General features: G+C 45.1%; 18 protein-coding genes. 4 read left to right on the top strand and 14 right to left on the bottom strand.

Annotated features, from left to right (window positions below; all coding sequences use genetic code 11):
* Positions 1–26 precede the first annotated feature (26 nt).
* The 5 genes from ON006_RS29245 to ON006_RS29225 all read right to left on the bottom strand — a co-directional run bounded on the left by ON006_RS29245 (position 27) and on the right by ON006_RS29225 (position 4,297).
* Positions 27–506 carry a hypothetical protein gene (locus tag ON006_RS29245; protein WP_244821719.1) on the bottom strand — a complete coding sequence of 160 codons (480 nt, stop codon included), beginning with the start codon at positions 504–506 and terminating at the stop codon, positions 27–29.
* A complete protein-coding gene (locus ON006_RS29240; protein ID WP_244821718.1) occupies positions 493–813 on the bottom strand; it encodes a hypothetical protein in 321 nt (106 codons plus the stop codon). Before ON006_RS29240 ends, ON006_RS29245 begins: the two co-directional genes overlap by 14 nt.
* A gap of 36 nt (positions 814–849) precedes the next feature.
* Positions 850–2,319, bottom strand: coding sequence for a right-handed parallel beta-helix repeat-containing protein (locus ON006_RS29235; protein WP_244821717.1), 1,470 nt, complete (start codon positions 2,317–2,319; stop codon positions 850–852).
* Positions 2,320–2,467: 148 nt separating this feature from the next.
* Positions 2,468–3,190 (bottom strand): LytR/AlgR family response regulator transcription factor, encoded by a 723-nt coding sequence (locus ON006_RS29230; RefSeq protein WP_244821716.1) that lies wholly within the window; start codon positions 3,188–3,190, stop codon positions 2,468–2,470.
* A gap of 6 nt (positions 3,191–3,196) precedes the next feature.
* Entirely contained in the window at positions 3,197–4,297 is a 1,101-nt protein-coding gene (locus ON006_RS29225) for a sensor histidine kinase (RefSeq protein ID WP_244821715.1), read from the bottom strand.
* A gap of 299 nt (positions 4,298–4,596) precedes the next feature.
* On the opposite strand from ON006_RS29225, the gene ahcY reads away from it, so the two are divergent.
* Both ahcY and ON006_RS29215 read left to right on the top strand, forming a co-directional pair.
* On the top strand, positions 4,597–5,913 hold the full coding sequence (gene ahcY, locus ON006_RS29220) for an adenosylhomocysteinase (RefSeq protein WP_244821714.1): 1,317 nt from the start codon (positions 4,597–4,599) through the stop codon (positions 5,911–5,913).
* Positions 5,914–6,115: 202 nt separating this feature from the next.
* Positions 6,116–10,360 (top strand): M4 family metallopeptidase, encoded by a 4,245-nt coding sequence (locus tag ON006_RS29215; RefSeq protein WP_244821713.1) that lies wholly within the window; start codon positions 6,116–6,118, stop codon positions 10,358–10,360.
* 64 nt (positions 10,361–10,424) lie between these two features.
* On the opposite strand, the gene ON006_RS29210 is transcribed toward ON006_RS29215, so the two are convergent.
* The 9 genes from ON006_RS29210 to ON006_RS29170 all read right to left on the bottom strand — a co-directional run bounded on the left by ON006_RS29210 (position 10,425) and on the right by ON006_RS29170 (position 21,130).
* The gene (locus ON006_RS29210; protein WP_244821712.1) at positions 10,425–11,291 is read right to left on the bottom strand and encodes a mechanosensitive ion channel family protein; all 867 of its coding nucleotides are present in this window, start codon (positions 11,289–11,291) and stop codon (positions 10,425–10,427) included.
* Between the two features lie 220 nt (positions 11,292–11,511).
* Positions 11,512–12,330, bottom strand: coding sequence for an SHOCT domain-containing protein (locus tag ON006_RS29205; RefSeq protein ID WP_244821711.1), 819 nt, complete (start codon positions 12,328–12,330; stop codon positions 11,512–11,514).
* A gap of 52 nt (positions 12,331–12,382) precedes the next feature.
* Positions 12,383–13,471: a M48 family metallopeptidase gene (locus tag ON006_RS29200; protein ID WP_244821710.1), complete on the bottom strand. Its 1,089-nt coding sequence runs from the start codon at positions 13,469–13,471 to the stop codon at positions 12,383–12,385.
* Positions 13,472–13,488: 17 nt separating this feature from the next.
* Positions 13,489–14,448: a YjgN family protein gene (locus ON006_RS29195; protein WP_244821709.1), complete on the bottom strand. Its 960-nt coding sequence runs from the start codon at positions 14,446–14,448 to the stop codon at positions 13,489–13,491.
* 186 nt (positions 14,449–14,634) lie between these two features.
* Positions 14,635–15,993 (bottom strand): TolC family protein, encoded by a 1,359-nt coding sequence (locus ON006_RS29190; RefSeq protein ID WP_244821708.1) that lies wholly within the window; start codon positions 15,991–15,993, stop codon positions 14,635–14,637.
* A 34-nt stretch (positions 15,994–16,027) separates the two neighbouring features.
* On the bottom strand, positions 16,028–19,153 hold the full coding sequence (locus tag ON006_RS29185) for an efflux RND transporter permease subunit (protein WP_244821707.1): 3,126 nt from the start codon (positions 19,151–19,153) through the stop codon (positions 16,028–16,030).
* Between the two features lie 15 nt (positions 19,154–19,168).
* The gene (locus tag ON006_RS29180; RefSeq protein WP_244821706.1) at positions 19,169–20,248 is read right to left on the bottom strand and encodes an efflux RND transporter periplasmic adaptor subunit; all 1,080 of its coding nucleotides are present in this window, start codon (positions 20,246–20,248) and stop codon (positions 19,169–19,171) included.
* Positions 20,249–20,334: 86 nt separating this feature from the next.
* Positions 20,335–20,610 (bottom strand): ArsR/SmtB family transcription factor, encoded by a 276-nt coding sequence (locus ON006_RS29175; RefSeq protein WP_244821705.1) that lies wholly within the window; start codon positions 20,608–20,610, stop codon positions 20,335–20,337.
* A 133-nt stretch (positions 20,611–20,743) separates the two neighbouring features.
* The gene (locus ON006_RS29170; RefSeq protein ID WP_267609924.1) at positions 20,744–21,130 is read right to left on the bottom strand and encodes a helix-turn-helix domain-containing protein; all 387 of its coding nucleotides are present in this window, start codon (positions 21,128–21,130) and stop codon (positions 20,744–20,746) included.
* A gap of 379 nt (positions 21,131–21,509) precedes the next feature.
* On the opposite strand from ON006_RS29170, the gene ON006_RS29165 reads away from it, so the two are divergent.
* Together ON006_RS29165 and ON006_RS29160 are read left to right on the top strand one after the other, a co-directional pair.
* Positions 21,510–21,776 (top strand): filamentous hemagglutinin, encoded by a 267-nt coding sequence (locus ON006_RS29165; protein ID WP_244821703.1) that lies wholly within the window; start codon positions 21,510–21,512, stop codon positions 21,774–21,776.
* 214 nt (positions 21,777–21,990) lie between these two features.
* Positions 21,991–23,934: an amylosucrase gene (locus tag ON006_RS29160; protein ID WP_244821702.1), complete on the top strand. Its 1,944-nt coding sequence runs from the start codon at positions 21,991–21,993 to the stop codon at positions 23,932–23,934.
* The last annotated feature ends 71 nt before the right edge of the window (positions 23,935–24,005 follow it).

Raw genomic sequence — 24,005 nt, 5'->3', positions numbered from 1 at the left:
TTTGATTTGATTAGTTTTTAAATTGATTATCGCACCTTCAACACCAGATGCAGAAGCAGCACGACAAATCCCGAGATAGAAAGGTAGCCCCGAATGAGAATGAATTTCAGCCATTCAGTCCTTGCCTCTTCGAAGCTTGCGTTTGTATTCAATAAATTGCTGTTAATAAGCTCATTAATCGGCTCACTGAACTTGACAATCAGAAACAAATCAACCACAAGCAGCAAAAAAGCGATGGGTACCGGCCCGTAGGACCAGAATCCGCCAGACTTATCGACGAGCAGAAACCATATGAACATGACCGCCAATGCGGAGAGGTAAACCACTTTGAACTTACCTCTCACCACCGGATCAACGGCTTTACGGAGCTCGATGAAATTTTCTGACGGAATGTTGTACAGTGCCTTTCCAAAGCCGAAATGATAAAAGGCTCCCTGTGCTGCGATCACAAAATAGAGCAGTACACCAACGATACTGATCACCGGGACAATATCAATTGATTTCATAAAGCTTCGGTGCCGATTGCAGGGTTGTGTCTTTGTCCAGCTCCATTTTAAGCTTACGGTTCAGGTATTTTCGTACCGAAACCCTTGAAATATCCAGCCTCGAAGGTTCCACACTTTCGGAAACCAGGTAGTTACTGTTTGCATAATATCTGACGGTGGTCGATTGCTCCCCAGGCTTATTTTCTGTGACCCAGAATCCCGCCTGAGGGTATGGCTGCCGGATGGATTTGTGCTTTCCCAGGGCAGTATGTTGTAGGCTTGCAGCCAGAAGCATGGCTGCAAGTGTTAAATATTTTATATGTTGCATGGCTAATTTTAAATCGATTCGAATAATGGGTATCTCTTACTCTTTCAGGAGTTTACCCTGAGCATTATCCGCAAATGTGTTTATTGTTTCAATGTCTTCATTGACGCTTGCCTGGTAGTTTACGTAAATTCCGTAACCTCCGCTGCCAGATATTTTCGAGTTTTTGATCTGCAACCTGGCCTGGCTTCCGTACACCGCTATGTTGGTTTTCTTGCCCGAAACCAATGGGATGCTTCCACCGCCTGATATGTCAACATGCTCAAACATGTTCTTCTGGCTTGTCGTGTAGCAGATCAATCCGCGCCAGAAAGCGGGTGTGTTCTCAACACCCCTAATCACAATTTTGGAAGCCTCTGTTCCAATTGCATTGATATAACCCTCGTCGATGGACATTCTTGCGTCTGCTGTCATTTCGATGACCACACCCGGCATAATTTTCCAGTTAGCATCCACAGTCAGGCTTTCCAGTACTCGGTACGGTGTTTTGTCTTTGAAACCTTGCCATACCACTTCTGCGGTCACATTTTTGGAAAGGTATGAGGCCATAATCTCCACCACATTCCTGCCATTTCCATTGGTAAATACCGAGTTCATATCCAGACTTGCCACGTGATCCGCATTCAGCAAAATACCTGCTTCACTATTGTCTTTAAATACATTGGACTTGAACAATGACAGGATCACACCCTGCTCTATCCATAAACCATATCCGTCGTTTTTCTCAAAGAGGCAATTCTTGATCGTAATCTGCGCTTTCGATGCTCCTGCGATTGCCATACCTGCTTTTCTTCCGCTGAAAAGCGCCTTGCTTCCTGCGTGTAGTACCTGCACATATTCGAGCGTGTTCGCGCTGCTCGATGACCTAAACACGACACCAGCCCAGAAACCTTTGGTCGTTTCTTTACCAATCAAACGGATTGGATTAAGCGAATCGCCTTTTGCAAGCAGGATACCACCATTGTCATTCACTTCCAGCCTTGCGTCCCTTGCAAATGCGATCACAACACCTGGTTTCAGCGTCAGTTCTGCATTCACCGTTACATTGGCATTCACAATGTAGTCGGGTATGGCCGGATTGGCGATACGGTCTTCCAAGGTAGTTTTTGCTTTAATGTTTGCTTCCAGGACGATCGGCTCAATAACTGTCGCGGTGACCAGTACCTTATCCTTGCTCTCTCCATTCGCGTTGCTGGTAGTGAGTTCCAGCTCGTATTCACCCGGAAGATCTGCGGTGAACTTAGGCTTTGTATCCGTGGTGGAGTTCAATGCGGCGGTACTCCCTGCCGGTTTCTTGGCAAATGCCCAGCGATAGTCGAACGGCTTACTTTCGCTGTCGGTGGATGCGCTTCCGTCCAGGGACACTACGTCGCCTGCATGTACATTCTGGTCTGCGCCTGCTCGCGCCGTGAGAGTGTTGGTAGGTTTTACATCCTCATCTTCTTTACAACTTCCCAAGAACACCGCGCATGACAGTACGGTTAGTAGGATTTTTTTACTTTTTAACATGGCTGATTGATCATTTACTTAAATAATAATTCACTGCCATTTTTTGATGGCGGTGCAATTTTAAGTCGAAATGATGATGATAAAACAGTCGGAGAGGTAAGTGTCGATTAACAACTTTTTTTATCGACAAACGGCATCCGTAGCGATGTCAGAATGTGAGTTTAAACCTCCGCTGGCAGTCATTGCGGAAGTTACGGCCGATCGGAAGCTCCTTTCCGGCGATTTCGATTTTGTGTGAATGGTAGCTTTCCACCTTGTCGACAGAAACAATAAATGAGCGGTGCACTCGGATGAATCCGTCCTCCGGCAGCAGCTCTTCCAGCAGGCTGATCTTTTGCTTTGATACTAATGATTTATCTTTCAAAACCACTTTAATGTAGTCCCTGAGGCTTTCAATCCAGAGGATTTCGTCCACATTGACCTTCACCATTTTCCGGTCTACTTTCAAATAGAGGAAGGTATCCTTGTTACTGACGGTGTTCTTCTGGGTGACCGATACTGGCGGATTACTGATGTTGAGCCCGGTGAAGACCTTGTCCATTGCCCGTAAAAAGCGCTCGAAAGGGATCGGTTTCAGGAGATAATCAACTGCATTGAGGTCAAAACCTTCCACTGCATAATCCTGGTAGGCGGTAGTGAAAATAACTTTCGGAGGATTTTTGAGACTTCTGAGCAGATCGGTACCTTTCAGTCCGGGCATTTTCACATCCAGAAACATCACGTCGATCTTTTCATGCTGCAGTATCTGAAACGCCTGGATCGCATCCTGGCAACGGGCCACGATTTCGACCTCGCTGAAATTACCGAGATAGTTGTCCAGTACTTCAATTGCGTGCGGTTCATCATCGACCAAAATTGCCCTTAATTTCATAATCTGCTAAATTTCAACCCTTTTATCCAGTTCAATTTCCAGGATCACCGCAAACATATCGTCCTCTTCCAATATCCGCAATTGGTGCGCGGACGGGTACAGAATGTCTAGCCTTTTATGGACATTTGTCAACCCAATGCTTACATGATGTCTTTTATTATCAGCAGAAGATCCGGTTTCCGGCTTGCTATTCGATATTTTAAATTTAAGTAAATTGTTCTTAACGCGGAGGTCAATGTTGATCCATGCCTGCCCTACCTGCTCACTCGCGCCGTGTTTAAATGCATTTTCAACCAATGGGAGAATGAGCAGTGGAGCAATTTTATATTCAGGCAATAAACCGTTGATACTAAAATTAATGTCCAACCGCTCCTCGTACCGGATCTTTTCCAGGGCAATGTAACTCTCCACGATCCTGATGTCCTTTTCGAGATCCACTACCTCGGTATTAGCCTCATAAAGCATGTATCTGAGGATTTCTGCCAGTCCCATGACCACAGACGGTGACCGGGGCGACTGATTCAACGTTAACGCATATAAATTGTTAAGTGTATTGAAAAGAAAATGCGGGTGCAGCTGCCCTTTCAGAAAATTCAGTTCAGCCTCAATGGCCGCTTGCCTTCTTTCAAACCACATTTTGAAGAATTTTACCGACAATGCGATCCATACAAAAATGTTGGTCTGCTCAAATGCGCTGATCAGGTACACCGGTTTGGCGAGCTGTTCCTGAAAACTTCCCTGCAGCTTTCTCCAGACGAATGTAGGATCTGATTTTTTAAGAGAATTATAAATCACCGGGTCCGCAACGAGTATTTCAAGCAGCCGGAAGGCCAGCGTTGAAAGTACCACACACAGCAGCAGGAAAATGAGCGATTCGACGTACTTTTTCCTATTGAAAAACCTGGGAATCAGGACATATGCAATGGAATAAAAGTAAAAGATATGGATCGGCAAAAACATCGCGACAATACCGATCGCAAGCCTGTAGTCAGGCATACCCGCTCCGTAAATAACCGTCAGTATCACAAGGACGGCTAGCCAGAACAATGCATGCAGTAAGATTCGTTTAGGGTCCTGATTAAAGATAATCGGGGTATTTGGGCGCATGAAGCAAATATAATTAATTCATGACCGAAAAAATGACCGTTCAGGTACTGTCGACATATACACTGAAATCGTCGACAAACTGCATCGGAAAGGGTTTGATATTGGCGGCAAGACAAAATATCTGCCAGAAAGTATTATAAACCAGCCTGTCACTCAGATAATGTCTAAAACAGAGCTATCACAGATAAAAAATCTAAATTCTGTTTCAAAATCACAATTTGTATCTATTATTCTTCCCCTCCGTGGTTTTTCTACTTAGTTTTGCAAAAGAATATAGACATTAACTAAACTGTAAAATAATGGCAACGTCAACCGAAACGTACATTCCTTACAAGGTAAAAGACATCTCGCTGGCCGAATGGGGCCGCAAAGAAATTACATTGGCAGAAGCTGAAATGCCTGGTTTGATGGCGATCCGTGCTGAGTACGGCCCTTCACAACCACTTGCCGGTGCACGTGTGGCTGGTTGCCTTCACATGACTATCCAGACTGCCGTTTTGATCGAAACATTGACAGCTTTGGGTGCAGAAGTTACCTGGTCTTCTTGTAACATTTTCTCGACGCAGGATCACGCAGCGGCAGCAATCGCAGCAGCAGGTATCCCAGTGTATGCCTGGAAAGGAATGAATGAAGAGGAGTTCAACTGGTGTATTGAGCAAACACTTTTCTTTGGAGAAGACCGTAAGCCTTTGAACATGATCCTTGACGACGGTGGTGACCTTACTAACATGGTTTTTGACGAATATCCTGAGCTGATCGACGGTATCAAAGGACTTTCAGAAGAAACTACGACCGGCGTTCACCGTTTGTACGAGCGTTACAAAAATGGCACATTGCATTTGCCATCTATCAATGTAAACGACTCAGTTACGAAATCTAAATTTGACAACAAATACGGTTGCCGTGAGTCTCTTGTAGATTCTATCCGTCGTGCAACGGATTTGATGCTAGCTGGTAAAGTAGCAGTAGTAGCAGGGTACGGTGATGTAGGTAAAGGTTCGGCAGAGTCACTTCGTGGTGCAGGCTGCCGTGTATTGGTTACTGAAATCGACCCAATTTGTGCGCTTCAAGCTGCAATGGACGGTTTTGAAGTAGTAACAATGGACGACGCTGCTGAGCGTGCAAACATCTTCGTTACTGCAACTGGTAACTACAAAATCATCACAGATCGTCACTTCCTTAAAATGCGTGACAAAGCCGTGGTTTGTAACATCGGTCACTTCGATAACGAAATCGACATGGCCTGGTTGAATAAATCATACGGACATACGAAATCGCAGGTGAAACCACAGGTTGATATTTATAACGTTGAAGGGAAAGACATTATCATATTGGCGGAAGGCCGTTTGGTAAACCTTGGCTGCGCAATGGGCCACCCATCATTCGTAATGTCATGCTCGTTCTCAAACCAGACTCTGGCTCAGATCGAACTTTGGACAAATACAGCAGCTTACGAAAAGAAAGTATACGTACTTCCAAAGGCGTTAGACGAAAAAGTAGCAGCATTGCACCTTTCACACGTAGGCGCGAAACTGGAAACACTTTCAGAAGAGCAAGCAGCCTACATCGGCGTAACAACAGCCGGTCCATTCAAAGCTGAGACTTACAGATATTAATATAAGTTAAGGTTCAAAAATGCTAGACTTGCCAGGTTTTGAAAACCTGGCAAGTCTTTTTTTGGGGTTACATTAAATACAAAACACGAAAAACCCCTTCTGGTAATCCCCCTCTGCCGCCTGCTAATCCCTTTGCATTAAGCCGTTTAGATTCCGCATCTTTCTCTGGTAAATAAATCTGTGAACCCTCATCACAATGACCATGAGATACAATCTACCTCTTTCAGTAGCTTTTATTTTTTGCAGTTTTGTCGCATTTGCCCAAAACAGTCGCCAGCGCGAAATTGATGTATTCATTGCGCAAACAGGAGCAGTCGCGACAACAGATAAGGCAACCAACTCCCTCAATTTTCTCCGGTTTCCAATTGGCCAGGCATTAAACCTGGAAGGTAACACGCCAGAACAAAAAGCAATGGATTTTCTTACCAAGTATCCAGCACTTTTCGAAAAAAAGACTGACAAGGATTCCTACCTGGCCAAAGACAACAAGAGAGATAATTACGGTCTGGATCACGTCACATTGCAACAATACTACGACCGGGTTCCGGTTTTCGACGGCGTGTTGAAATTTCATTTCAATAAAGAAGGAGGCCTGACTTCTCTCAATGGAAACTTCATCATCGCCGAGAAATTAAACGCAACACCTTCTATTTCCAGCGAAGAAGCCGGGCAAAGAGCCGTCAAAATGGTTACCGGACAGAAAATGGGCAAGTTTTCAGCTCCCCTGAAAATCAACAAAAATACATTGCTCGTTTTTCAAAAAGGCCTTGCCCAAGGCTACAAAGGCGCTTTGCATCTAGTATACGAAGTAGAAGTGCGAAATGATGCGGATGTGAGAGAATTCCTGTACATCGACGCGCATACTAATGAATTGGTAGAGCAGTTCACAGGAATGCACGGCATCGACCGGAAGCTTTATGAGACCTCCGTTTCTGCTCCCAATTTGAAATGGGAGGAGGCTGACGGTATACCCGGTGCAAAATTCACTGCACTGGATCAATGGCAAAAATCTGAGATTGAATCTGCTGGTCATATGTATAATTTGATGAAGAATGCTTTTGGGTATAATTCGTATGATAATGCCGGGGCGACGATGGTTACGATTAATAATGATCCAAATGTTGGCTGTCCTAATGCAACATGGAACGGAATTTCGGCTAGTTATTGTACCGGCGTAGCGTCGGATGATGTGGTCGCTCATGAATGGGGACACGCATATACGGAATACACCAGCGGATTGATCTATGCCTGGCAGGCAGGGGCGTTGAATGAGGCATATTCGGACATTTGGGGTGAAACCGTTGATCAATTGAACGCGTATCTTGACAATGGAGAAAATAACGCTGTTCGAAATAGCTGTGCCAGCTCTGCAAAATGGCTGGTTGGAGAGCAAGCCAGTGCGTTTGGTGGGGCGATCAGGGATATGTGGGACCCGACTTGTAAGAATCAGCCTGGAAAAGTTTCTGATCCACAGTACGCATGCACTTACAGCTTATTTGATGACGGTGGTGGAGTACATACCAATTCCGGTGTTCTAAATCACGCGTATGCCCTGCTAGTCGATGGAGGAACTTATAATGGGCAAGTTATTACTGGAATCGGACTTACAAAGGCTACGCATATTTTTTGGCAGGCTCAGGCCGCCCATATGATTTCAACGACCGATTTTGCAGCACAGGCCGATATTTTAGAGGCCTCTTTGATTGAGTTGATGGGCATTAATTTGCCAAAATTGTCAACTGAACCGGGCATGCAGGTTTTGTCCAATACGGTAATCACCCAAGCGGACCTGGATCAGTTGACAAAGGTGATCGCTGCCGTTGAAATGCGATTGCCAAACGTTTGTGGATATCCGTTCTTATTTGAAGCTGTTGGACCACTATGCAAAGGTGCATTGCCTGCCAACGCCATTTTCTATGAAGACTTTGAATCAGGAATGGGAGGATGGACAGTGAGCAACGTAGGAAGCGCACCAACCTGGGCACCGCGCAATTGGGTAATTGACAATAGCCCACCCGCTGGTAGGGCAGGAAACGTTGCATTCGCCGATGACTATGAAGGCGGAGATTATGTATCGAATTTTCAGAATGGGTTGATGAGCTTATTCAGCCCGGAAATTGACATTCCAGCAACATCGCCGACACAGCTTTTTATGGCGTTTGACCATTATATATCATTGCAGGATTGGGCAGATGGAGGTAATCTAAAATTCAAAATAGACAATGGACAATGGTTATGGGTGCCCGATTCAGTCTTCATCGCCAATCCGTACAATAATTTTTTCGGCGGAGGTGAGACTAATCCCTTACAATATCAAGGTACTTTTACCGGCTCTGATTATGGTTCATTCACATCGAACTGGGGGCAGAGTCAAATTGATTTGAGCTTGCTGGGGCTTCTTCCAGGACATAAAATTCAGTTTCGCTGGGATTTAGGAACGGATCAGGCTATTGGTTGGGATGGCTGGTACATCGATGATGTAAGAGTTTACTCATGCGAACTTCCGACAGTTCAATTTGCTTCTGACAGTTCTTTTACTTTCGAGGGTGAAGCTTTCGTTACTGGTTCAACACCTAATGAATGCCTGCCTTATGTCGAGAAAATCATAAAAGTCGGGATTAATGCGGCACCCAGCCAGCCGGTTACTGTTAATTTAAACACTCCAACAGGTTCCGCCTCACAGGGCGTTACATTAGACTACAGCATAAGTCCAAAAAGTTTCGTGTTGCAAAACGGAGCTTTGTCTCAGGATCTAACCGTCCGCATCTACAATGATGCTTACATCGAAGGGAATGAAACCATTTCTTTGAGCTATACATTGGTCAACCCGGCTGGGGGAAATGCCTCACCAGAGACATTCAATCAAACTCACTTTATCACAATTGCGGACGATGACCTTTCGCCTGATGTTAAATCTCATACTGCTATTTATGCGGATTTCAATACGGGTCTGCCGGAAGGTTGGAGTGTGCTAGGGGGCAAAAAATATCCAAAAGCCTGGGGTGTTGACAAGCTATTCAATACCCTCTGGCTGGATGTCAATGGAAAACCTCTTCTATATATTTCGGGGACAGCAAAATATCCAGAACCTTGGGATGATATCATTGAAAGCCCCCCTTTCAGCTCTCTTGGAATGACATCAATCAACTTCTCTTTCTCTGAATATTTTCGAGTTGACTACTACGGGAATTATCACGCTGAAAAAGCAATAGTAGATGTTTGGGACGGCACCACCTGGCATAATTTGCTTACTCAAACTGAGAATACAGGCACGTCTGGTATATGGGGAGCTCCGGCCCTTCGGAACATATCGATTCCCGTTGCATACGCGAATGCCGCAATGAAAGTCAGGTTTCACTACATCGCTAAATGGGATAACAATTGGTGGGCAATAGACAATGTCAAAGTAACGGGCACATATGATACTCAGATCATGAACAGCCTGTCCCAAATACCGGACGAGCAATATTTAGGCCCTCATGCCACAGTTTATTTCCGCGACCCACAATCCCGTAACCTTATCGCCAAGATAAAGAATTTATCTTCACATGACTATGGTTGCACATCCGTACAGGTTGATCGCAGCGGTGTTGATGAAACGGCGTGGTTTGACAACTATAAGGTCACTAATAAGACATTCAAAGTAACTCCCACCAACAACAGTCCAGACGGCAGTTACGAGATATCGCTTTATTATAAAGAAAACGAGCTCCCCAATTTCAATGGCAATAGCATCAAATCAATGGTCAAAAGTCAGGGCTCCATCGCGGGAGGAACGCTTGCGAATAGTTTTACAGCGCCAGTCCAGATGACCCAGTTCGATACCGATTTCGAATTTAAATCCACCTTTGGAGCTGGATTCAGCGGCTTTGCGTTGTCCAATGCTCCAACAGGTGGTGCGCTTCCTGTTACTTTGACCCGGTTTGAGGGAAAGCATACATCCGAAGGCAACGAATTGATTTGGGAAACCTCGTCAGAAGTCAACAACGACTATTTTGTCATCGAGCGGTCGCGTGACGCCAGAAAGTTTGATGAGATTGCCAGAGTTGCCGGGTTTGGAACTTCCGCGGTTCGCAATGCATATTCTTTTACTGATTCCCGCTATGACAAAGGGATGAACTACTACCGATTGAAACAGGTGGATACGGATGGTTCGTTTGCTTACAGCCGGATGATTGCAATTGAGTCCGCGGGAATGAAGGAAATGAAATATTTCCCTAACCCTGTCCAGTCTTTGCTAAACATTGAATTGCCAGACCATAATATGCTGCAATGCAATGTCAAGGTTTTCAATTCAGCTGGACAATGTGTGTTGGTTAAAGAAAGGATAAAATTTAGTAAGGGTAAAATGTCGTTGGATCTCGCGAAATTACCTGCGGGTGTTTATCAGATTGTTGTCTCTGACGATATAAATATCCATAATTTTTCGGTAGTGAAGATTCCGTAATGATGAACGAGACTTGCCAGGTTTTGGAAACCTGGCAAGTCTTTTTGTGTTGTGTTGTATTTTTTTATTCTATCCGACCAGTCGGCACTTGCTCCACCGGCCGCACAGGCGTAGGAAAAGCAATATTATGCTCATCAAAAACCCGTTTCACAGCCTTCATAACAATGCTTTTTGCTGGGCCGGGGCCTATTTTGTCTTGGTTGATCCAAAAAAGGATTTCAAAATCGATGCTTTTTTCGCTGAACTTCATAAAGTTGAGCTCTATCGGTTTCAGCGGGTTCAAAAAATTGAGATCTTTCATGGCGGAAAGCGCCAGATTTTCGACAATGCTCAGATCGTCCTTATAACCAATGCTGCATTCCACCTGGACTCTTCGCTCGCCTGAATTTGTAAAGTTTACTATCGGTTTTTGAAAAATGTCCTTACTTGGCAGTTCTACAATTTGTCCCGCAAAATTGTCCAGCTTAACCGAACGTAAGCCTATCGAAAGTACCTTCCCTATAAATCCATTGGTCTCAATAATGTCCCCAACCTTGATCGGGCGTTGAATCGCAATGAACGCACCGGATATGAAGTTGGTCGTGAGGTCCTGGAACGCAAAACCCAGCGCCAAAGCCAGTACACCAGCACCTGCCAGCAGTGAAGTAACGGTTTTATCCAAACCTAATACCCCCAGTGCAAAAAACAGCCCGGTAGTAAAAATCGCGATGCGGGTTATCGCGGAGATCAGACTTACTAATGCAATATTCTGCGAAGCGTGACCTAATATCCTCTCCATAAACCTGCCCCCATACCTGGCAAGGGCCCTGAAAACAACCATGATCAGCACGGCCATGATCAGGTTGGGTAGCAAGCGGTATCCTTCCAGCGTCCACCTATCCAGTTTGACTGCTATCGGATCAATTATCTTCGAAATCTGTGCAAATATCATTGTTGTCATATAACTCCTCCCGGACGTCGCCGGGTCAACATTAAACTGGCTAACCGTGCAAATGTTGTATGTTTTTAACAAAAATAAGCAGAGAGGCCCGGAAATTCCAGGCCTCTCTGCTTATTACCCTAAACTTGCCAAGTTTTGGAAACGGGGTCGCCTAGACGGGGTCGCCTAGACGGGGTCGCCCAGACGGGGGCGCCTAGACGGGGTAAGTTTGTTACAACCTAGCCAGCAACTCTTGCTTTTTAGCTTTAAACTCTTCTTCAGTAATCTGCCCTTTTTCAAAAAGCATATTAACCTTTTCAATTGTAGCAATTATTATATCTTCTGGGCTGCGGTCAGTCGTACTGCGGTCAGCCGGGCTGCGGTCAGTCGTACTACTGCGCTCGCTTCTCAAATCCGCCGTAGACGTCATATCATAGGCAATTCCGGGCGTGGGTTGGGAAGGTTCTGTTGGCTCGGAAATCACTGACAAGCTACTCAGATCGACGTTTCCTTCCTGGCTCCTGAACTTGTAGGAACTACCCGGCCCCTGCTGCTGCGATATTCCGGTAATGTGATGATGCTTGGTATCGTATATAGTCGTTTTACCATTTTCCTCAATCACTAGCCTTCTTACCGGCGCAAAATAGGCGTAACGAAAGTTATTCTGAGAGCCACTGGATGTGGGATTTCCAAAAACGGATGGCCACGAACTGCTTACATTACCCACGAAATCACCATTCACGGGATGCTTTCCATTCGAAGGATCGGATGATTCTTCAAATAGCACTTTCGTTTTGACCAGTTCTGAAAGTTCGGTACAGAGCTTATCAACAGTACTTTTCAATGTGTTATTGAACATGTCCCCAACCATTGTCATACCGCCTTTCATCCATTGCCCGGTACCGCCAAGTTCCGGAATATTAAATTGGGCCATATTACCGTTGCCGCTAATTACGGCCTTTAATAACGACTCCACCGATTCTGTTTTGAGGTTATATTTGGCAGCAATGTCATTCACATTTTGCTGCCCTTCTTTTGTCAATGCTTTCATATTCTGATCAGTTCTTTTTCCTTATACGTCACAAAAACGGTGCCATAGCATTTCATTTTCCACTATTTATTCCAATATCAATCCATTTGCGCTGCAATTGCGACTGGTCGCGGATACCCGTCTGCTCGCGCGACATTGCTTTGGCATAAGTGATCCTTTCTTCTGTAAGCGGATGGCTGCTCAGTATCTCATATTGCCCTGCGTTGCCAGCGCTGTTTTTCAAAAGTTGGAACAAATCCACAAAACCTTTCAGGCTGATACCATTGCTCTGAATGACCTTCATTGCTTTTCTATCAGCCTCTGTTTCCAGCTCCCTAGAATAAGTAAGATTGACCAGCATATTGGAATTATCAGCCATGACAGCCGCTATACCATTGATATCATTCAAAAGAAGCGAAACAAATAAGTAGCCAGCCAGGCCCCTGAACATACTTTTTAAAGAATGCTGGTAATGCACGTGGGCCACTTCGTGTCCCAACAGGGCCGCCAGCTCTTCCTTCGATTTCATCTTTAAAAGAATCTGGTCAAAAACCACGACGTGCCCGCCGGGAAGCGCGAACGCATTGACTTCATTTTCCTTGACCACCGTTACAGTAATCGGATAGGCCGTTTTGAAGTTAATGGATTTCGCAAAATCGTTGACGCTCCGGGTTAGGGAATCATCCACGGTATACCCGGCGATCATGCCGTCGTATATGGCATCTCCTAATCTTTTCTCCACACTTTCAGGAATATTAGATGCTATTTTTTCCGCAACGAATGGCAGTATATACAAATACGCCGCCCCAAGTAATGCCAGCAGAAAAAGCACCAGGCCGATCAGAATCGTATTATTTTGCTTAAAAATGTGAGTAAGCTTCCTCTCAAAAAAGATTTTTGACGGGTACTTTTCTTTTAACGCACGCGGCAAAGCTTCTTCCTTGCATTCAATCGTCTGCTGCGGAAAATCACCGTACCGAAAAATAAACAGCGTAGTAAGATTCTGATCAGTGGTGATATTTTCCAGCTTCCATTTTACTGCCTGCAATTCTCCCGACTCGTCAACATAGTGAATCAGCCAGTGATCAGGCATTAACGTCAGGGTTGCGTCGTTAGAAAGTGAGACCGTGCCGTCGTAATAGCTGATACTGAAATGCTGCATAAATTATAAATGGTCATTTAAACAAGGCCAATATCGATCATGTCTGCCAGATCTTCGCCAGTCGCATCTTTATAACTTTCTTCCGTTTGTCTGATCGCATTGACATCCAGCGCACCTTCGATGACAATGTTGGAGAATACAAAGTTCAGGGTCCGCACTATCGCCCAGGGAGTTCCTAATCCCAATGTAAACAAAATGATAAGAATATTTCCGACAATCAGTTTAAAATAACCTCCTGCAGTGGCATTGGAACGAAATGTAAGCTTTTTGTCGTCCTGATACATGCGGATATTATCAATGTAATAATTGAACAGATCCCTGACATACCAGAAAGAATAAATCCCTAACGTGATCACCAACAGGAAGTATCCTTTCAAATGCAGCACGAAAAATGTTCCTCCATCGCCTTCATAGGAAAAAGTGAGGTTGCCAAATCGCAGGTGTTTAAAAATATATTTCCGGATTTCAATAATGAGCCAGAAAGAATAAATCCCTAATGTGAATATGGTTATTAAACTGCCAATTACGAATACTCTCACAAACTCTTTGAGATCCCCGCGGTAACCGAAATGAATGCCGCGCCAGGATGAACGGGACATTCTGTACCGCAACGAGCCATGAATAGCAACAGGTATCAGTAATAGCAATGCTCCATAAAAGATCAGCATGCCAATCAGGATGACGGCTGGTTTATTGGACAGGATAGCCAGGAAAAGCACACAATAAATCGCCAGAATAATGCCAATGGCTTTGATAAAACCAACAAACATCTCCCTGCCGGTACCATGAAAAGTAAAACGGCTTTGTTCAAATTCCGTTTCTTCATAAAGGTATTTGAGCATCGCAGCTTTGGCCCAGGGATAGTAAAGTCCTAGTGTAAAAAAGGTTAAAAGGATATTTACAATGTAAATCCCAAATAACTTAGCCCCTTCTCCATGAAAGGTAACCTGACGTCTTTCGTTGTAACTCTGTTCCATTTTTTGATCTGATCGGATGAGAGGATAAAATCAAATATAATTTTTTTCTGTCTAATGATATTATCCGATTATCCTAAAACAAAAATACCGCAAGACAATTATCCTGCGGTATAGCCGACACCACAACCTCAATCACAACCAAACGGGGTGGACGCAATGCTCTTATATATTCTTCAATGGGCCGTATTACAATGCATTCACATTGCCAGTCACCCTGTCGAGTTCGATTTTGGACGATAGATAATCGAAAACAGCTTCCAGATAATTCGCTTTCGCAGTGGTCAATGCAAATTCTGCATCCACCAGTTCAAGGCGGGAGGCTACTCCCTTTTCATATCGGTATTTGGTAATAGAGTAACTCAATTCAGCTGTTTTTGAAACATTCTGCTGCGTCTTGATCCTTTCCGTTGATTCCACCAGACTCGCCAGAACTTGCTTAACCTCCGTTTTCAGCTGTTCCTGCGCATTGTTATAAATGACATCAGCCTGCTGTCTTTCGATCTTTCCAAGAGCGATCCGATTGACGTGCTGATTCCCGCTAAAAATCGGTATTGAAAATTGCACCCCCGCAAAAAATACGGGAGGATAACCTGCATTGCCATATTTGAACTGGTTAGTCTGCGTTTGCAATTGATACTGGCTTACAAAATTTACTACCGGCCGTCGCGCTGATTTGTAAAGGTCAATTTCCTTGTCGTTAATCTCTTTGTTCAGGGTGAGTATTTGTAAGTCAGGGCGCTGATGAACCGATAATCTGTAAGTACCCGCTTCGCTGGGAATGGAGTCCGACGGATTCAGTTCCAATGAATCAGACAGTACATATTCGGTTTCCGAAACATCACCGAGCAGGTTCCTCAGCTGCTGCTGGCTGATTTGTAAAGCATAAGTCAGTCTCAGGACGTCGGGTTCAAGGTTTTTGACCGAAGTATAGGCCCGTAATGTGTCCACGCGCAATGCTTTTCCCTGTGCCAGCAGGTACCGCGAATCCTTCAATGCTTTTTCGTTTCTCGCAATGCTTTCTGTTTGAAGTTTTAGCCGTTCCGCCAAAACGAGTTGCTGCACGTAGTTTTGTTTTACTCTTGCTACTACATCCACTTCTTTTTCCTGAAAGATCAGTTTGCTCTGTTTTTCAAGCAGTTTTCTTCGCTGAATTTCATATCTGTTACCCGAATTGTAGATCGGCTGCACCAATGTGACCTGCGCGCCAGCCACATCTTCACCACCGATACGTGCATAGTCGATTTTTTCTGAATTCGCATTTCCATTCAAGCCAAAAAATACTGGTCTTTGAAAATAATGCTGAAACTGACCTGTGAGGCTAATATTTGGCATCAGCAGCCCGCGGCTGATCGCTGTTTGCTGGGCCGATTTGTGAATGCCCAGCGAATCAATGCGCAATTCACGGTTACGTACTTTGGCCTGATCAATGGCCTGCTCTAATGATAACGTCTGTTTCTGCCCCGACGCCAGGAAGGGACTGATTGCCAGGATCACGGCCAAAAGCTTTGTGATCCCGAAATGTCTATTCAAAATTGTGCTTTTCATGATTGAAATGTGCTGTTAATTTTCCTTGCGGGAATCAGTGCGTGTGTAACAATGCCTCTTCTGCCAAAGGCGCCTTCCCCTCTTCCTCACGTTTCCGCAATGGTCTTGATAAATATGAATAAATGGAAGGAATGACATAAAGCGTCAGTACCCCCGCGAAAATCAACCCGCCTACTACGACTATCCCTAGCGACTGGCGGCTTCCTGAGGCAGTTCCCAGTGAAAGTGCGATCGGTAATGTTCCGAAAATCATTGCCAATGTGGTCATCAGGATCGGACGGAAACGGGATACAGCGGCAATTTTAGCAGCTTCAAATGTAGTACTACCCTCTTCCTTGCTCTGGTTGGCAAATTCGACGATCAGGATACCATTTTTGGTGATCAGCCCGATGAGCATGATGATACCGATCTGGCTGAAAATATTAACCGTTTGAGCAGTGAACCATAAGCTGAGCAATGCACCGGTAAGTGCCATTGGAACGGTTAAAAGTATAATAAATGGATCCACCAGACTTTCAAATTGCGCCGCCAGTACCAGGTAAATGAGCACAATGGCAAATACGAATGCGAAGATCAGACTGGAACTACTTTCGGAATAGTCGCGGCTTTGGCCAGCCAATGCGGTAGTGAAACCTTTCGGTAATTCTTTTGCGGTGATCTTATCCAGCTCCTGAATGGCTTCTCCTAAACTTGTTCCTGCGGCCGGTGTGGCCGATATGGTAGCACTGTACGACTGGTTATATCGGTAAATAGCGGGCGGACTGATACCTTCATTTTGCTTCGTCAGGTTGTCCAGCGAAACCATTTCGCCGCTTCCCGATTTCAGGTATAACGATTTGAGGTCAAAAGGTGCCGAGCGGTCTTTACGGTCCAGCTGGCCGATTACTTCGTACTGGCGATCATTATGAATGAAGTAGCCGTAACGTCTGCTACTGAGCGCCAATTGCAGCGTTTGCCCGATCGATTGTGTCGAAATCCCAAGCTGAGCAGCACGCTGGCGGTCAATGTTAATGCTAATTTCGGGACGGTTAATCTTGAAATCCGCATCAGCAAAAACGAGTTTTTTATTGCTACCGACCGCAGTCATTAATTTCGGCATTACTCCAATCAGGCCATTCAAACTAGGTGCCTGGATTACGTATTGCACAGGCTGGGTATTTCCGTAGCCACCAATGGTCGGCGTTTGGACCGGAATGATCAATACATTTCTGAATTGCTGCGAGGCTACTACCAGTTTCTGGAAAATCTGCGCCTGGCTAAGCCCACTTTTACGTTCCTTAGGCTCTTTCAGGAATATCCATTGAAAACCTCCGTTGACCGGCTGTGCCAATGTTCCCAATCCTGCTGCCACAGCCGTGTAAGTACGTTCCGCGTTGAGGTCAGGAATGGAGTCGCTGATATAAGTCCCGATTTGCTTCATACTCTGCTCCATACTTTCAAACGACGTTCCCTCAGGAGCAATCACTGCCAGACCTATCATTGACCGGTCTTCCAATGGTGCCAGCTCAGAAGGAAGCTTCGGAGCGAGCCAGTAAGCAACACCGAATGATGCCAGCAGCAGCACGATGCCTACCCAGCGCACTTTCATAAAAGCATTCAACGAGCGTGCATATACATTGTTCATGGCGATAAACCACGGCTCTGTTTTTTTGTAAAGCCAATTGTGGGAAGTGCCCGATTTGAGCAGATAGGCACTCATCATGGGGGTTAATGTCAGGGCGACAAAAGCTGAAACGGTCACGGAACCTGCTACTACGATCGCGAATTCTTTAAACAAACGGCCTGTCAAGCCACCCAGGAACAAAATCGGCAGGAACACTGCTACCAATGTGATCGTCGTAGAAATTACTGCAAAATAGATTTCATTGGAACCCAGCCGCGCAGCCTGTACCGGCGACATCCCCTGCTCTACCTTACTATATATATTTTCCAAAACAATGATCGCATCATCCACCACAAGCCCGATTGCCAGTACCAGCCCCAATAGCGTAAGTACATTGATCGAGAACCCAGCTACGTACATGATAAAGAATGCTGAAATAATAGACACCGGGATCGCCAGCAAAGGAATAACCGTGCTTCGCCAGTCTCTCAGGAACACGAAAATGATCAGAGAAACGAGCGCAAAAGCGAGTAACAATGTTTCTTCAACTTCTGAAAGTGAGTTTCTTACAGGAATAGTAAAATCTTTCCCCAATGCAATTTCATATTCTTTTGGGGCCGACTTTTTGATCTCTTCAAACCGTTTGGTAAAATCATCCACGATAGCCAGGGAATTTGCTCCGCGTTGCGGGCTAACGCCAGTCCCAACGCCATACTCAGCCGTTTTACCATTATAAATGATCATGGCAGTACGCTCATTTTGCGACGACATAATAGCCTGACCTACATCTTTGAACCGGACAATAGCGCCACCGCTTTCACGAAGGATCATGTTGTTGAAATCTTCCTCGGTAACCAGTCGTCCCTGCGTCCGCAGCGTCACTTCCGTATTTTCACCTTCAATGCGGCCACTTGGCAAATCCACATTTTCACGTTGCAAGGCAGTCTGAATGTCCAATGGTGTCAGGCCGTAAGCCGCGAGTTTCACCGGATCCATTCTGAGTCGCATCGCCCGTTTTCTACCTGCATACGACTCCACCAACCTCACGCCAGGGATCGATTGCAAACGCTCCTTAATGTTGATATTGACAAAATCCGTTACGTCTTCGAGCGTCTTTGTCTTACTTTGAACAGTCAAAAACACCAGAATATCATTGGTACCGGCCTTTTCAACAACAGTAGGTTCAATGTCCGCAGGCAATTGCTGGCGTGATTTGGAAACTTTGTCACGCACATCATTAGCCGCTGCTTCCAGGTCCGCATTCAGTTCAAATTCAACGGTAATGATACTCACTTGTTCACGGGAAGTGGATGATACTGAACGTATTCCATTTGCTTCGGCAATAGCTTCCTCCAATGGTTTGGTCACCTGGGAGGCAATGATGTCCGCGCTCGCTCCCGGATATACCGTGGTTACCATCACGATCGGGGAATCTGTGACGGGATATTCCCGCGTTCCCAGAAAGGTATAACCAACGATACCGAAAAGTATAAGCAGTACAGACATTACCCCGGCCAGAACCGGCCGGGAAATACTTACTTGAGAAATCGCACTCATGACAAATAGATGTTTTTAATGAATTGAGACCAATTGTACGGCAGAACCGGGGGCCAAACGAAGCATATTGCTGGTGATCACCGTGTCGCCGGGAGCCAATCCCTTCGTCACATGCACGGAAAACGCATTACGCTCGCCCACTTCAATAGGTTTGAAACTTGCTTTATTATTATTGACAACAAACACACTATAACCTTGCGACGACGGGATTAGCGCCTGGTTGGGGACCATCAAAGCGTTACCGGTATTGCTTAAACGTAAGGTCAGTCTGGCACTTTGGCCCGGCAACAGTTCGTTGCTGCTGTTATTCGATACGGCACGCATTAACAGCGTCCTGGTTTTCTGATCAAGACCTGCGTCGTGCGCAACGATCTTCGCTTTGTAAATCTTGTCGTTGGACTCGACATTGTATTGCACTTCGTCTCCGGTTTTCAGCGTATTAGCATGTTTTTCGGGAATAGCGAAGTCAATTTTGAGGTGGCTGTTATCCGTAAGCACAGCCAGCGGGCTGCCGGGAGTAACATAAGCACCCGTGTGAACATTGACAATCCCAAGATTACCACTGAATGGTGCACGAATACTGGTCTTCGCGAGCGTCACTTTCAGCTGCTCGATTTTGGCTTGCAACACTTTCAGATTTGTAAATGCCTGATCGTAATCCTGTTGAATGGCAGCCTCGTTGTCAATCAATTCTTTAAGTCTCCTTTCGTTCAACAATACCAGTTTTTCCTGTTGTTTCAATTGCTCCAGTTCCGCGATCAGGTCCGCGTCGTCGAGCTTGAAAAGTATCGCTCCTGCATTGACGAACTTTCCTTCTTTCGCGTAAACCGCAACTACTTTCCTATTCAGCTCGCTGCTGATACTTACTTCCTGATTCGCCATCAGCGTTCCCGAAACGACCATTTCTTCATTTAACGATTCCGAGCGAAGTACCTGGCCGTCAACGGGCACACCTGTAGGTTGCTGAGCAGCCGGGGCTTTTGTGGTTGGTTTTTCTTTTTCTGAGGTATATCCTTTCAAATACACCGACAATAATATCACACCCGTAATAATGAGGCCTGATATGATTTTTGCAGAGTGGATTGTCTTTTCCATGGATTGATTAATTAATTTAAGTATTTAAATGTATCGATTTATTTGAGCGAGAGACTTGGCAAGTTTGCAAAACTTACCAGGTCTTGTTAAACCTGTAATGTGTTCAGAAACTGAACGTATTCATTCAGTACCAATTTGTTAAGCTTGTATTTTACGTTTCTTCCTTCTTTTTCCGTCAGGATCAGATCGGCGTCTGCCAGCTGTTTAACGTGGTGTGAAATGGACGGTTGGGTCAGGTCGATAAAATCGGATATTTCATGACAATATAAACAGTCCTCTTTTTCACGCAATTGTTGCAAAATGAGAATACGACTGGGATCGCTCAACGCCTTCGATATCCTCTCCACTTTTCGAACCTCCATGTCTCACTATATATTGATAGATTTGAATATATTAATAAACTGTACAGTGCGTACATTACATAATCAAAATTAAAATAATTCCAGGAAGTTGAAAATATTTTTAGGGCAATCTCAATTTTGTCCAAAAACAGGGCTACACACGGTCAAGGATAAAGTTTCCGTCAATACCCAATTTCTGATGAATGGCTTTCAGGAAATGTACATCAGGTTCGCGTTTTCCATTTAAGATCTGCGATACCTTGGCCGCACCCATCCCAAACATTTCCGCCAGTTTTCCCTGGGTAATATTCATTTCGCTGATTTTCTGCTGTACCACCGCGTTGATCGTCACGGTCAAAGGCATAATATTCAGCACATTGTCTTCGTAGTACTCCGCCAGCAAGGACAACTTTTCCAGCTCATCAGTTTCCTTCTCTCCCAACGAGTGAAACCCACCTCCATCAGTAGCTTGCTGAATGTAGTTTTCTATCAATTTCATGACCTGCTGGTACTGTATGTCATTTCTTATCTTATCTATCATAACGTATATCAGCAAAAGATCCCCAATGACATTTGTGGGTTATACTGTACCAATGATTCAAAGGCTCTGCAGCATTTGGATGCAATCTGGCCAATTCAGATAGTGTGTTTTTAGTAATGATAACCATTGACCAAAAGTACAAATTTTTCATATTTTGAAAAATATTTCATAAAATGAAAAATCACTTTCACTCCTACGACTAAAACAAACGCCAACAGCACGGTATATGACGGCAGTTTCACTTTCGGCAAATTGCTAAAACAAAACCGGAAAGAAACTGGAACGGTACGCTTGCTAACTACAAAGCCAATGTGTTCTTCCGGCATAATTATTTTATAAAAGCAACTGAAACTTTTATGCCGTACGGCAACTAAAAACCATGGACATTTATCAATTAGCAACCACATATTGGGACGACACCAGAGATGGCGGAGATCCCTCAGATCCAAAGGAAACGCCACCTTTTGACCCGCGACCCGAAGTGCCGGTGCCCGACGTCCCGGAAGAGACGCCCCCCTATGAAAAGGAACCGGAAACTCCACCCGTTGAACCCTCGCCCGAGCTACCGTCCACAGAACCGGTTGTCCCCGAGGTGGACCCATTGCCGGAGCCCGGAGGAGAGCCTGATATTCCGGCATTCAAATGATTGTCCCGCCGGAAATCGGGTTACATATCGGATCAAATTCAGCGCCCTATTTTCGTAGAATATTTTTCTTTTTTCTTTATAAAACAATATTACATTTGAGTTAAATCACTTGTAATATGAAATTGTCAAACCTCGGTTAGCGTTCGGCCAGATCGTCAATATGAACTTTGGCTTTTGCACATTGCATGTATTCGAATTAGTAAACATTTGAATTATGAACAACAATCAGATCGTTAACGCACTTTTTGATGCTGTGCAAAATAATAATCTGGACATAGCAGGTGCCGATAAAAAGTTCTATACCAAGCTGGTGCTCCATGCAGCCGAGATACGGGATCTCTACACCCAGCTTTACGCCAATCACCCCGAGTTCAGCACCAATTTCACCAGATTGATCGAGGTGCTGATATCCTCGCATCAAAACAGGACTGCTGAGCTGAAAGACCGGGACTACAAGAAAAATGAAAACTGGTTTCTCAGCAACGAGATCGCGGGTATGAGCCTATATGTGGACAGATTCAGCGGAAATCTGTCAGGGCTTCCTGCTAGGCTGGATTACCTGCTCGACCTTGGGGTTAATCTGCTGCATCTCATGCCTATTTTCCAAAGTCCCGAAAAAGAAAGCGACGGTGGTTATGCCGTGTCCGATTTCCAGAAGGTCGACAAACGGTTCGGGTCGTTGAATGATTTGAAAAAAGTAAGAAAAACAATGCACGACAAAGGAATGTACCTTATGCTCGACATTGTTTTGAACCATACTTCCGATAAGCATGAATGGGTAGAAAAGGCAAAAAAAGGTGATCCGAAGTATCTGGACTATTATTACTGCTTTGATGACCGTTCGCTCCCGGATCAGTACGAGCAAACCATGCCTGAGATTTTCCCTGAAAGTGCGCCCGGGAATTTCACATGGGTGGAAGAATGCCAGAAATGGGTCATGACCGTTTTTCATCGATACCAGTGGGACCTTAATTACAGCAACCCGCGGGTCTTTGTAGAAATGCTCGACAATGTTCTGTTTTATGCCAATCTGGGTGTAGACGTTCTTCGCATTGATGCCCCGGCCTTTTTGTGGAAACAGATCGGTACCACTTCGCAAAATCTGCCTCAGGCCCATACCATTTTACAATTATTGAAACAATGTGTTCAGGTTACGGCACCGGGCATGGCCCTACTCGGCGAAGCGATTGTGTCGCCCGGAGCTATTATGGAGTACTTCGGAGAAGGCCGCTACCTCGCTAAGGAATGTGATTTTGCTTACAATGCGACCCAAATGGCGCTGCAATGGGACGCGCTTGCCACCGGGCAAGTTTCCATTATGATGGCCGCCCAACCCATACTGGCCAAAAAACCCTTCGGTACTTCCTGGATCACTTACACGCGCTGCCACGACGACATTGGCCTAGGCTACGACGACTACATGATCCGCGAAGCTGGTTATGATCCGTTTGAGCACCGTAGGTATCTGAAGGAATATTTCTCAGGACAATTCCCGGGTTCGGTTTCCAGCGGGGCCTTGTTTTCCGTAAATCCAAAAACCCAGGATGCTCGGATCAGCGGAACACTAGCTTCCCTTTGCGGGCTCGAAAAAGCGATTATTGAAAAAAGCGAAAATCAGATAGAGCTCGCGATCCAGAAAATCATTCTCATGCAGGCCAATAGTTTTTTCCTCGGTGGTGTTCCCATGCTGTTTTACGGCGATGAAGCGGCCTATCTTAATGACTATTCTTTCATCGATTCGCCCGACAGAAACTACGACAACCGCTGGATGCACCGGCCCATCATTGACTGGCAAAAAAATGAACTGACCAGCAAAACAGGCACCATTGAAAACAGGGTTTTTGCGGCAACAAAAAGATTGCTTGAGATCCGAAAAAAATTACCGGTAGTCGCTGATCTTAAAAATATTCGATGGATTCCCCGGCACAATATTCATGTCGCAGGATTTGTACGAAACGGGAAGGAAAAAGCTTTGTATTGTATTTTTAATTATAGCCACGAAAGCGCGTATCTGACATGGCACACATTCCGGTATAATGGTTTCTCGCCCGAAAAACTATACGACCACTGGCGTCAGGAATACTTCCAGGTCGGCACCGATGCGGACTACTTAATTCTCGGACCTTATGCATTTTACCTGCTGGAAGTCACTGAGTAAACATTCTTTGCACTATCTTTAAAACATATTTTACTGGAAAATTAAGTCGAACGACTTTCGGGGAAATTTAT

Origin of the sequence: Dyadobacter pollutisoli (assembly GCF_026625565.1) — a bacterium.
GTDB classification, from domain to species: Bacteria; Bacteroidota; Bacteroidia; order Cytophagales; family Spirosomataceae; genus Dyadobacter; species Dyadobacter pollutisoli.
The sequence above is the reverse complement of the archived record's forward strand: the minus strand, read 5'-3'. Positions and strand labels throughout refer to the sequence as shown.

Bases quoted from the DNA above. Each gene is read 5' to 3' on its own strand.
- ON006_RS29245 (WP_244821719.1), bottom strand. From the start codon at position 506: ATGAAATCAATTGATATTGTCCCGGTGATCAGTATCGTTGGTGTACTG.
- ON006_RS29240 (WP_244821718.1), bottom strand. From the start codon at position 813: ATGCAACATATAAAATATTTAACACTTGCAGCCATGCTTCTGGCTGCA.
- ON006_RS29235 (WP_244821717.1), bottom strand. From the start codon at position 2,319: ATGTTAAAAAGTAAAAAAATCCTACTAACCGTACTGTCATGCGCGGTG.
- ON006_RS29230 (WP_244821716.1), bottom strand. From the start codon at position 3,190: ATGAAATTAAGGGCAATTTTGGTCGATGATGAACCGCACGCAATTGAA.
- ON006_RS29225 (WP_244821715.1), bottom strand. From the start codon at position 4,297: ATGCGCCCAAATACCCCGATTATCTTTAATCAGGACCCTAAACGAATC.
- ahcY (WP_244821714.1), top strand. From the start codon at position 4,597: ATGGCAACGTCAACCGAAACGTACATTCCTTACAAGGTAAAAGACATC.
- ON006_RS29215 (WP_244821713.1), top strand. From the start codon at position 6,116: ATGAGATACAATCTACCTCTTTCAGTAGCTTTTATTTTTTGCAGTTTT.
- ON006_RS29210 (WP_244821712.1), bottom strand. From the start codon at position 11,291: ATGATATTTGCACAGATTTCGAAGATAATTGATCCGATAGCAGTCAAA.
- ON006_RS29205 (WP_244821711.1), bottom strand. From the start codon at position 12,330: ATGAAAGCATTGACAAAAGAAGGGCAGCAAAATGTGAATGACATTGCT.
- ON006_RS29200 (WP_244821710.1), bottom strand. From the start codon at position 13,471: ATGCAGCATTTCAGTATCAGCTATTACGACGGCACGGTCTCACTTTCT.
- ON006_RS29195 (WP_244821709.1), bottom strand. From the start codon at position 14,448: ATGGAACAGAGTTACAACGAAAGACGTCAGGTTACCTTTCATGGAGAA.
- ON006_RS29190 (WP_244821708.1), bottom strand. From the start codon at position 15,993: ATGAAAAGCACAATTTTGAATAGACATTTCGGGATCACAAAGCTTTTG.
- ON006_RS29185 (WP_244821707.1), bottom strand. From the start codon at position 19,153: ATGAGTGCGATTTCTCAAGTAAGTATTTCCCGGCCGGTTCTGGCCGGG.
- ON006_RS29180 (WP_244821706.1), bottom strand. From the start codon at position 20,248: ATGGAAAAGACAATCCACTCTGCAAAAATCATATCAGGCCTCATTATT.
- ON006_RS29175 (WP_244821705.1), bottom strand. From the start codon at position 20,610: ATGGAGGTTCGAAAAGTGGAGAGGATATCGAAGGCGTTGAGCGATCCC.
- ON006_RS29170 (WP_267609924.1), bottom strand. From the start codon at position 21,130: ATGATAGATAAGATAAGAAATGACATACAGTACCAGCAGGTCATGAAA.
- ON006_RS29165 (WP_244821703.1), top strand. From the start codon at position 21,510: ATGGACATTTATCAATTAGCAACCACATATTGGGACGACACCAGAGAT.
- ON006_RS29160 (WP_244821702.1), top strand. From the start codon at position 21,991: ATGAACAACAATCAGATCGTTAACGCACTTTTTGATGCTGTGCAAAAT.